This is a genomic window from Pseudoalteromonas denitrificans DSM 6059 (genome assembly GCF_900112265.1).
Classification (GTDB): Bacteria; Pseudomonadota; Gammaproteobacteria; order Enterobacterales; family Alteromonadaceae; genus Pseudoalteromonas; species Pseudoalteromonas denitrificans.
Genome location: NZ_FOLO01000025.1, coordinates 63,991 through 74,135 on the forward strand (window position 1 = coordinate 63,991; position 10,145 = coordinate 74,135).

The 10,145-nt window shown below is 31.3% G+C and carries 8 protein-coding genes; 4 read left to right on the forward strand and 4 right to left on the reverse strand.

Going from position 1 to position 10,145, the window contains the following annotated elements; genetic code table 11:
* Positions 1 to 45: 45 nt before the first annotated feature.
* Complete coding sequence (locus tag BM088_RS15235; protein WP_091985956.1) at positions 46 to 2,472, forward strand: preprotein translocase subunit SecA; 2,427 nt, start codon at positions 46 to 48, stop codon at positions 2,470 to 2,472.
* Positions 2,473 to 2,486: 14 nt separating this feature from the next.
* On the opposite strand, the gene BM088_RS15240 is transcribed toward BM088_RS15235, so the two are convergent.
* Positions 2,487 to 3,179 (reverse strand): substrate-binding periplasmic protein, encoded by a 693-nt coding sequence (locus BM088_RS15240; RefSeq protein WP_218156530.1) that lies wholly within the window; start codon positions 3,177 to 3,179, stop codon positions 2,487 to 2,489.
* A 105-nt stretch (positions 3,180 to 3,284) separates the two neighbouring features.
* Positions 3,285 to 5,012: a response regulator gene (locus BM088_RS15245; protein WP_091985960.1), complete on the reverse strand. Its 1,728-nt coding sequence runs from the start codon at positions 5,010 to 5,012 to the stop codon at positions 3,285 to 3,287.
* A 769-nt stretch (positions 5,013 to 5,781) separates the two neighbouring features.
* Between BM088_RS15245 and BM088_RS15250 the strand changes: the two genes are divergently transcribed.
* Positions 5,782 to 6,615 carry a hypothetical protein gene (locus BM088_RS15250; RefSeq protein WP_091985962.1) on the forward strand — a complete coding sequence of 278 codons (834 nt, stop codon included), beginning with the start codon at positions 5,782 to 5,784 and terminating at the stop codon, positions 6,613 to 6,615.
* A 160-nt stretch (positions 6,616 to 6,775) separates the two neighbouring features.
* On the opposite strand, the gene BM088_RS15255 is transcribed toward BM088_RS15250, so the two are convergent.
* Positions 6,776 to 7,150 (reverse strand): hypothetical protein, encoded by a 375-nt coding sequence (locus BM088_RS15255; RefSeq protein WP_091985964.1) that lies wholly within the window; start codon positions 7,148 to 7,150, stop codon positions 6,776 to 6,778.
* A 409-nt stretch (positions 7,151 to 7,559) separates the two neighbouring features.
* Here BM088_RS15255 and BM088_RS15260 point away from each other — a divergent pair, with 409 nt between their 5' ends.
* Together BM088_RS15260 and BM088_RS15265 are read left to right on the forward strand one after the other, a co-directional pair.
* A complete protein-coding gene (locus BM088_RS15260; protein WP_245763834.1) occupies positions 7,560 to 8,414 on the forward strand; it encodes a phage head morphogenesis protein in 855 nt (284 codons plus the stop codon).
* Between the two features lie 764 nt (positions 8,415 to 9,178).
* Entirely contained in the window at positions 9,179 to 9,463 is a 285-nt protein-coding gene (locus BM088_RS15265; protein ID WP_091985968.1) for a hypothetical protein, read from the forward strand.
* Between the two features lie 377 nt (positions 9,464 to 9,840).
* Here the strand turns inward: BM088_RS15265 and tnpA are convergent.
* On the reverse strand, positions 9,841 to 10,145 hold a 305-nt coding region (gene tnpA / locus BM088_RS15270), incomplete at its 5' end, for an IS200/IS605 family transposase (protein WP_091985971.1).

The window sequence follows — 10,145 nt, forward strand, 5'->3', positions numbered from 1 at the left end:
GATTTTGTATCGATAGATATTGTGCACTTTTAATTGAGACGTGTTATGCCATTTATGATCCCAAAACTAAATAAAATAAAATTAAAATATAATTTACTTAAACGAAAACTTTCTCATCATCACAGTGAATATGATTTATCGATTTACATGAAAAAAGTAAATTTGATAAATGAAACTCAATGCAATTTGCAAGTGGAACCTGATTTTGAAATAAAAAATAAAATAAGAAAAATTAAATTATCGATAGAAAAGGGAGCATTAGCAGATTCTTTTTTAATTGAGCTGTTTGCACTTATAAAGGAAGTTATTAAACGTAAGTGCAATATTAAAATTTACGATGAGCAACTCATTGGTGCGATTGCTATGCATGAAGGTAAAATTTCACAAATGCAAACAGGTGAAGGTAAAACTTTAGCTTCTATTTTTACTATTTGTTTAAATGCATTCACAGGTAATTCGGTACATGTTTTTACGGTCAATGAATATCTCGCAAAGCGAGATGTTGAAAACTTAAAACAACTTTACTCCTACTTTGAGTTATCTGTTGCTTATGTCTCACAAAATATGGACATTAACCAAAAGAAGTTTTCATATCAGTGCGATGTTACTTATGTATCAGCCGTTCAATGTGGTTTTGATTATCTAAAAGATACGGTAAGTATACATTCAAATGAAACTATTTTAAGACCATTGAGTTTTGTTTTGATTGATGAAATTGATTCTGTTCTAATTGATATGGCACGAGACCCTTTAATTTTAGCAAAAAATAAATTGGCAGATGTTGTAGGTCATGATTTATCAGATATCGTTAAACAATTAAAAAAGGATTTACATTTTAAATATTCAGAAACAAGATCTGAAATAAATTTAACGCTCCAAGGCGAAATATATTTAGAAAAAATTTTACGTGTAAATAATTTATATGATCAAAAAAACAATTATCTATTAAATGATATTTATAATGCAATCAAAGCTGAATACTTATTAAAAATAAATGTTGATTATTTGGTTAAAAAAAATGAAATCAAACTGATAGACAAATTTTCTGGTCGAATAATCAAAAATCAAAGGTGGCCAGATGGATTACAAAGTGCCGTTGAAATTAAAGAAGGGATAAAACTTAACAACCAAGGTAAAATATTAAATTCAATCACGATACAAAATTTTATTTTTAATTACAAAAAAATATCCGGTATGACGGCAACAGCAGAGCAAAGCCTTCTTGAATTCCATACGATTTATCATTTAATAACCGTTATTATTCCACCACATAAAACAAGTAATAGAATTGATTTATCTGATCGTATTTTCAAATCAAATGAAAATAGAGACAATGCTTTACTGTGTGAAATTATAAAACAACATAAAACAGGTCGCCCTGTTTTGATTGGCACCTCTAGTGTTGCTCATTCAATTTTATTAGCTAAAGATTTAAAAAAACGAGGTTATAAAAATAAGATATTAAACGCAAACGATGATGAGCTTGAGTCTAAAATCATTTCCAATGCTGCACTAATGGGTGCGATAACCATAACTACAAATATGGCTGGGCGTGGTACTGATATAAAATTACCCGTCGATAAGATTAAATCTGAAAAAGTGAAAGCGCTTGGGGGATTATTAGTTTTAGGGTGTGAACGACATGAAGCTGACAGAATTGACTTTCAGTTAAAAGGTCGGGCTGGACGTCAAGGTGAGCCGGGAGAAACTCAGTTTTTTATTAGCTTAGAGCAAGCAATGCTAAAGAAATATACTGAAAAATTTAATTTTTTAAATTGCTTTCATGAAAATGAGATCACAGAACCTAAATTATTGATTAAAGTTGAAAAAGTAATTTCTAGAATTCAAAAAATAGAGCAGGCCAAGTTCTTAGATATTAAACTGCAATTAAATAAGTTCAATCAAATTATAGAACAACAAAGGGTAATGTTTTTCCAACAAAAAAGTGATTTTTTAGCGTTATGTAAAGAAGTTGAAATTTCAAAAAAAAATATACCAAATGCTTTATCTCATTTAACAAATGAAATTGAGTTAACTCAACTCCATAATTTATACCGCATAGAAAAACTGACCTTGTTCAACGAAACCTGGTCACAATATTTAATTAATGTATCTGAAAAACTACAAACAATTCATTTTCAAGTTTTAGCAGGAATAGAGCCATTACAAGACTTTAAAAAGTGGACCGCTACCACATTTAGCCATTTGATCAATAATTTTGAATCACAATTGAATGAAAAATTAAAAACTGCAACAATAAAATCAGCCCATATGAAGCTATCACAGAGTAATTTTTCCCATGATGAGTCTGCTTGGACATATCAAACAAAGGATCAATTGTTTGATGAATTATTAGATAATATGTTAGTAAACTCAGGTGCATCTGTCGCTAACGCAATTAATGGTGGTTTTTTTATGTTAATGTACTTATCGATAAGAAATATAATTCGCAATAAAAACATTAACTTATAAATAACAAATACCATTTACTTATTTATTTCAAGTAAATGGTATTTATTTTCAAGCTTTTGATAGGTGCCATTAAGTTTTAATTTTATTATTTCTTTATCTATTTCATTTAAAAAATTAAGAGGCTTGATTAATAGAGTTGATTTTTTTGATACGGTTAAATAATACGCTTTAGCTGTTACAACAAATTTATGTATTTTTAGTTCTTTATACGCATTTAATTTAAGAATTTCATCATTTAGCGTATGCTCAGATGCAGCTGTTAAATCACTTCTATGATTGATGATTTTTTTTAAAGCATTTTTCAAAATAACTGATGTGTAAATATTTTTATCTGATGCATTTGCGTGTTGTAAAATATTTTCTGTATAAGAAATGCCTCTAACAAATTCAAACCTCAGTGGACTAATATCTGATATTTTATTAATCTGAAAATTTGCATCTATTCTTGATACAAATTTTATTTTAATTGTGAAAATTGGAATTTTTCCATAATGCAAAAATTCACTCCTTTGTTTTTTGTATGAAAATATAGAAATATCTGCATTGCCATTTTTCATGTAAAAATTACCTCTGGCAATGGGTAACAATTGAAATTCAAAATCATAATTAAGGTTTGTTAAAATGATGCTTAATAGCTCTTTTGCGAATCCAGGTTTTGAGTTGTCTGTCATGTAATAAGGAGGCCACTCTGGTTCATTTATAATCACTTTTGTTTTTACATAGGCATAGCTAAAACCATTGAAGCAATAGCATATAAATAAAACAATTTTTATTATTTTGATAACAAGCATAAATTTAATTTTTTTATGTAATTAAATTTCTTCGTTTTCATCATCATCTACTTCTTCTTTGTTTTCAGTGTCATTTATCTGTTCTTTTGGTCTTAAATCATCGAGTCCCTCTAACCAGTTTTCTTTTAAAACCCTAAATATATTTTTATCACTATCTTCTAAATCCAAGGATTCCATCATTTCAATTACACTGTCTGCAATTTCAAAGTTATCAGGCATTAGTTGTCCATCTCGTTTTATTGTTAAAAGTACTTTAAATAGACTAATGGCGATGTTTTGATTCTGAGGCGCTAATTGTAAAGCTTGTACCAAAGAGTTAAGAGCAGGGCGCATCTTATTTTTTTTATAAAACTCTACAGCCATGACATTAAGTTGCTTAGGTGTAAAATGAATTTCAACCTTTTCTTCAGCTTCTTGTTCAACATATTTATTTACAACTTGGCTAGCAAAACAATCACCCATAACTTGATTTTTTACAGCATTTAATAAACTGACAGCTTCTTCCCGCTGACCTAATTCATGAAAAACTTTTACTTTATCTAAATTATCTTCGATAGATTGACTTGGTTTTAAATTAATATGTGTATCTATTATTCTTTGAGCTAAAGAGGTTTCATCTTTTAAATTATGGATACGAGCTTTAATTATTAGAATCGGTTCTTTAAACATAGAAATATCATCATATTCATTTTCTAATACATACATATATTTTTCTGTTTGGCCTAATATCGCGTTAAAGTTGTTATCTGTAATAGTCGACGCGTAATCAATACCTGCTCTTATTACATTAAGTTGTAATTCTGGAGAGTCATGAATCGAGTTTTTTGCATACAAAGCCATATTTTTAGTTGCGATAAACTGACCTTCATGGTCATGATTTAAACGAGCTAAATCCCATGATTTTTTATTACGTTCAATATTTCTAGGTGCTAATTCAGTGGCTTTTTTTATTTCTTCATATGCAAGTGCATATTCTTCACCTTCAATATGGTACTGAGCCATTAAGTCATATGTTGCAAAACGTGTCTCAGGTTGTGTTAGCATTGTTTCTAATAATTCTTCTATTTCAGCTATTTTATGCTGTTTTAAAAGTGATTTCACAAACCCTAAATAAACCCAAGATACTTTTAACTTTTTAAGTAAACCACGGTAATAGTTTTCAGCATCTTGAAACTCAAGCAAGTTTATTAAACTTTCTCCTCGCATTCTTAATATATTTAAGTGATATTTTTTTAGTTTGGGATCTTTTAAATGTCGATCTGAATAGTAAATAGCCTTTGAATATTCTTGACTATCAATTGAATAATAAATGTTATAAAGCTTTTTTTTAACTTGAAGTGTATATTTTAGGCGATCTTGAACCGCTAAAGGTTGTAGTGGTTTTACCCAAAAATCATCGGGTTGAAGTTCAACAATACAATTTACAAGGGTTTCGCTTGTTTCTGAACTGAGAAAAATGAGCACTGTACGTTTAGTAACATACCCTTTAAATTTCATTTCTTCTAATAAATGGAATCCATCTTTATCACTATTAACGTTAAATGCACATATGACAATATGAAAGTGTATTTCGTCACATAGCCTTAAAGCATAAAATGCATTTTGTGCACTTTTTATATTATGTATACCTAAAACAACAAAGCTGCGCTTTAAAGTGTTATGTATTAATGGGTTGTCGTCAATTATTAAAACGTTAAGTTTACTAAAATCTGAAAGTTCATTAATTTCGTCATTGAAATCAGTATTCAAAAAATAACCTTTAAAGAGTTAACCGTTAGCATACCTAAGATTATAGACATAAAATAAAATTTCTTTTTAAAACTTCAGCATTCTTATTAATTTAGCAGATAGTTTGGAGTTAGAAATAGGTGTAGGTTCTCAGTGAATTTAAAGTTAAGTAACTTAATACTAAACATGTAGTTCCAGACGATACAATAATAAAAAAGGAAATGATGATATTGATTGGTATTTATATTGTTACCGCCATTTGGTTGATAACGCATTTTGTGGGTTAAGTAGTATTAAACTGTAGCCTTGATTTGAACAACATAGCAACAAATTGGCAAGTATTTACAACTATTTACTATACTCCTTCATAAGTCTTACTTTATTTATATCTAGCCTCTCTTTGATAAAAATCGGATCACTCTTTCACTAATCATGTAGGAAACTCTACGCTCTGGAGCTGTTTTTTATAACACCATAAGATATTTATATTTATATTTTTATTCATAAATAAATTCTATTCAGCTGCATTCTAATTAGGTGTAGTAGTATATTTAATAAACTACTTTACTTTACCTGTAATGGGTACTGTATTGTTTTTTGCTAGGAGCAGCTACCCCAAAATGATGGGATTAGATTTATGAAATCCAGCCTCTTTGTGGATTGATACATTAGTAGCCTTTACACAATGAGCATTAAAAAGAGATGCTTGATTCAAGTTCAAGCAGCAACAGTAGAACTTTCAAAGTGAAAAGCTCTACTGTTAAAATTTATAAATTCAAAGGAGATTGAAATGATTAAAAATAATACAGTTATCGAGTTTCCAAAATTAGAGATACTCTTCCCTTCAAATGAAACGCCGGGTAAGGTGGATCATAATAGAGTCATAGATCATATACAAAGCGTTGAACTAGGCACTACCAGTGGCCTTCCTGATTTAAGCGGCCCTCCAAAAGGCAGTGGGACTATCCCACATAAATCAGGATATACATCAAAAGGGGCTCAGTATTCGTTTGTAGAAAACTTAAATGCTTCAGATGCGGAGGCCGTCCTCCTATCAACTCTTTTTGCTCAGGCTGTGGCCGATCAGCGACATTCATCTAGAAATTCAGCAGAATGGTATGACGAGTATATGCATTGGTTGACTCTTCAAGGCTGGGTATCTTCAAATAGCACTTTTAGACAGTTAAATAATTCTCATACAAGCTTCGAAATAAAAAATGCGCTTCTTTCTGTATTACAAATAGCAATAGGGCCAGGAACACGTTTCGATGTAATGAGAAGTCTCTTCAGTACTCTTCAGGCTGATCAAGGAAGTAATGAGTATAATCTGTTTGAGGATAAACAGAAAACAAATAATGGTGGCGGATTCCAGATAGGAACTGTGGGTAGAGATAGTGGCGACCACATTGTTATGCCTTCGATATTCTCCGCATATACTTGCCAAGTCAGGCATCATAATTTTCTTTGGTGGCATTGGAGCTCAGAATCAATCAACTTTTATGGGGCATTCAACACTATGATCCTTGTTAGATCTCAATGGGAGACAGTTAAAGCAGACGTTCAAGAGAAACTAGGCGACTTGGCTAAAAAAGAGATTGGAACAGTGGGTCCTCTTCACGCTTAAAAACTGGCCTAAAAATAGTGTAGTACTGATACAACAGATAGGTTTCGTTTAAACTTTACGCTGCCAATTTAAAAATAAAATTGGCAGCTATTTTGAGTAAATTATTTTGTATACCCTTTAATTAGATTCCCAAACGTAAGTGTTAATAAAACCTTAAAAATTAACTAAATTCCCCAATATAAATTTTCATGTATGGGTAAGTTCCCCCAATCGCAGGAGCATCATTTGTAACACAACCTATAGCAGCACGGTGACCTACACCAACTCCTCCATGAACATGTGGATCAGCCAGTACGCCTGCACCGAATCTAGTACTTACTGCTGCATTACCAATATTATTGGCAGGATTAGACCAAGCTCCAGGCGAACGGATAGTTTGCCCAGGACACTGCTCAGGCCGATAGTTAACATCGAGCGAATTAAGAGCTGTGATACAATCATCCCAAATGGAATTACCTCGAACAACTCCAGCATTAATAACATAACTTTTAGTGGTTTGATTGTACTCATATACTGCTATTCTAGTAACTGGCATTTTATTCTCCATATAGTTTAATCACTGTTTAAATTGCATTTGCATGCTAATACAGTTCAAAGTGTAAATTTATAAAAATAAATTAACGCGGAGTATTGTAGGGATAATGCTGTTTTACATATGGATTTAGCTTTTAAATAGCAAGGCATAGCAATCAATTTACGTAAAGAGTAGGGCATAAAGACTTATTGAAAACATCTACAAGTCAAATGTTAAGGGGGATTTATAGATTTAAATAGAAGGTGATTCAATTGTAAAATCGTAATAATTGGCATCACTAAAGGTGATGCCATTCATCAACTTTTAATTAATCAAAAAAATGTTTACTCTGTTCCGTTTAACTCAATAAATCCTTCTTGAAATTCTTCAATAGCATTTTGACTTACATCTTTTAATAGTGAGTTTGAGTTTGAAAGCATTGATGCTGGCTAGAAAGAACAATATTCAAGTTATTTATCAGAATAATAAAAATACGGCACGCGCGGCTGGCCGTTGGCAACAACAAGAAAGATTAAAACAAAGACGCCCATATTTAATGTATTTAACTGCGGGAGATTTGCGTGTAAGACCTGAACATGGCGCGTGGCATAAAATTGTATTACACATTGATCATGAGTTCTGGTTTTCACATTATCCGCCCAATGGCTGGGGTTGCAGATGTAGAGTTGTCTCATTAAATAGCCGTGACATTAAACGATTAAATTTAAAAGTAACCGATCAGGATAAATTGATTGATGTCGTAACTGTTGATGAAAAAACAGGAGGCTTAGCAGGTATCGATTTAGGTTGGGATTATAATCCTGGTAAAGCTTGGTTGGGTTCAGACATTGTACTTGGAAAATCACTTGTTGAAATGCCAGCTAATATAAGAGACATCGCAATACCAGAATTCAACAAAGCTGTACTTAAATCTAAACCACACTATATAAATGCAGTAAATGAAATCGCAGCCAAAGTGGCATTGGATAAATTCAAAGATGATCAAAAGGTTTTTACACTGGGCTATATTGCCAGTGAAGAAATTACGAAGTTATTAAATAAAGCTAAACCCATATTAAATAGTTTGATCACAATAAGCTCAGCTGAAATAGCATCATTATTAAAATCGGGGGTTCGGCTTGAAGTTTTAACCCTGTTGATGACTACATTGCATGATGCTAACTTATATAAATATCGCAATGGCATGTTAGAAATTACGGATACAGATATTAAAGTTAAAATATCAGAGCCTTTTAACATAGTCCTAATATCCAATACCCGGTAGTACTAGACATTAGGAGTGTACTTTATTCTAGATCCTAAGTATTTTGATTCTAGATTCTAAGGGCCATAATTTACAGTAATGTGTTTAAACATCGTTTAAAGATTTTAAAATGATCGGTTTTAATCTAATTCTAAACGTCGAATGAACAAAAATGAGTGTAAAATGGGTCAGAATGAACAAATTATTCTAAATTCCAATGTCCGAAGAGATTTTTTAAAGATGGCGTTTAAACACGAGAAAGCCAGTAAAAGTAGGGCGTCCAGAACTTTCAAATCTAAAATCCTATCCTTTGTTTAATTCTAGAAATGAACACCCCCTTACATTAAACACGAGAAAGCCAGTAAAAGTAGGGCGTCCAGAACTTTCAAATCTAAAATCCTATCCTTTGTTTAATTCTAGAAATGAACACCCCCTTACATTAACTGTAAGCCGCCGAAAGAATTTAGAATAAAAGACATTGGAATTTAGAATTACTGATTTCTTCTATTAAATATGGTTTTTAAATTTATTATGTTAAATTAAACCATGTTTTATGTTTATTCGATATAACTGTGTGATTATTTTGAAGTGGGTTTAAATTGTATAAAAATAAGACTTTAATCGATTCTAAAACCCGGTGTATTTTCTTCTAAATTTGTTCAGAGACTTACAGTTGTGTACAGAGATTTTAGTAACGGACAGAGAATTCAAGCACCTTGCGTGTAGGTAACTAGCTTTAAAAGAGTTGCGTTGTATAAACGCTACCATTTAACAGAGTGATTGTGATGAAAAAGTATACCGAAAAAATGGCTGGAAACTGGAAAAAAATGAGCAGTACTGGATTGTACAAGTACCAAATAAAAATAACATTATTGTTTATTAGCTGTTGGTTATTAGGGCTATTGCCCTTAACTTATTTAGGTCTCGTTGGCTCAGGCTTAGAGCCTCATACTTTATACCAATGGGTACATTGGTTAACCATTGAAGCAAGCCCTACAGTCTTGATATGGTTAGCCATAGGCCCATACATTGCGAAACAGATGTGGTATAAAAAAGGCAGGATACGATAAACATCGAAAAAAGAAGAAAAGAAATAAGATTTGTAAATTTATATTAAATAAAAAATTGCCTCTTAGTATGGTAACAATTGTTAGTAGATAAATAAACTTAGAATAAAAGTAATTGGAATTTTAAATAGGAGGTTTCTTCTATTTAATAGAGTTTTATAATTTATCATGTTGAGTTACCTCATGTTTCATTTTAAATAACTGTGAGGTTGTCTTGAAGGTGGGCCAAACATCATTTAAACAATGTTTAAACTAGTAAAGTTAAATTGAAAAAATAAGACTTTAATTTATTCTAAAATCCAATGTTTTTTATTCTAAATTCTTTCGACGGCTTACAAGAAACCATCTGTTATAAAAGAATCGGCCGCAAGCGACCGAGTTTAAAAGAGTCCCAGCTGACTTCCGTGAACTTCTTTTTTATCTAATTCAATCAATTGGTTTTGCACATATTTACGAATAGTATCTTCTGTTGCATTTCCTATTGTTTCAACAAAATAACTTTGAGTCCAAAGTTTCCCACCCCAGAAATAACGTCTTTTAATATCTGGATATAATTTGAAAAACTCTCTGGCTGAAATACTTTTTATCACCTGCATGATTTGACTAGGTGACATTTTTGGTTCACTTCTTACGACCATATGAATATGATCTTCTGGTATTTCTAATTCGACTATATCTATGTCGT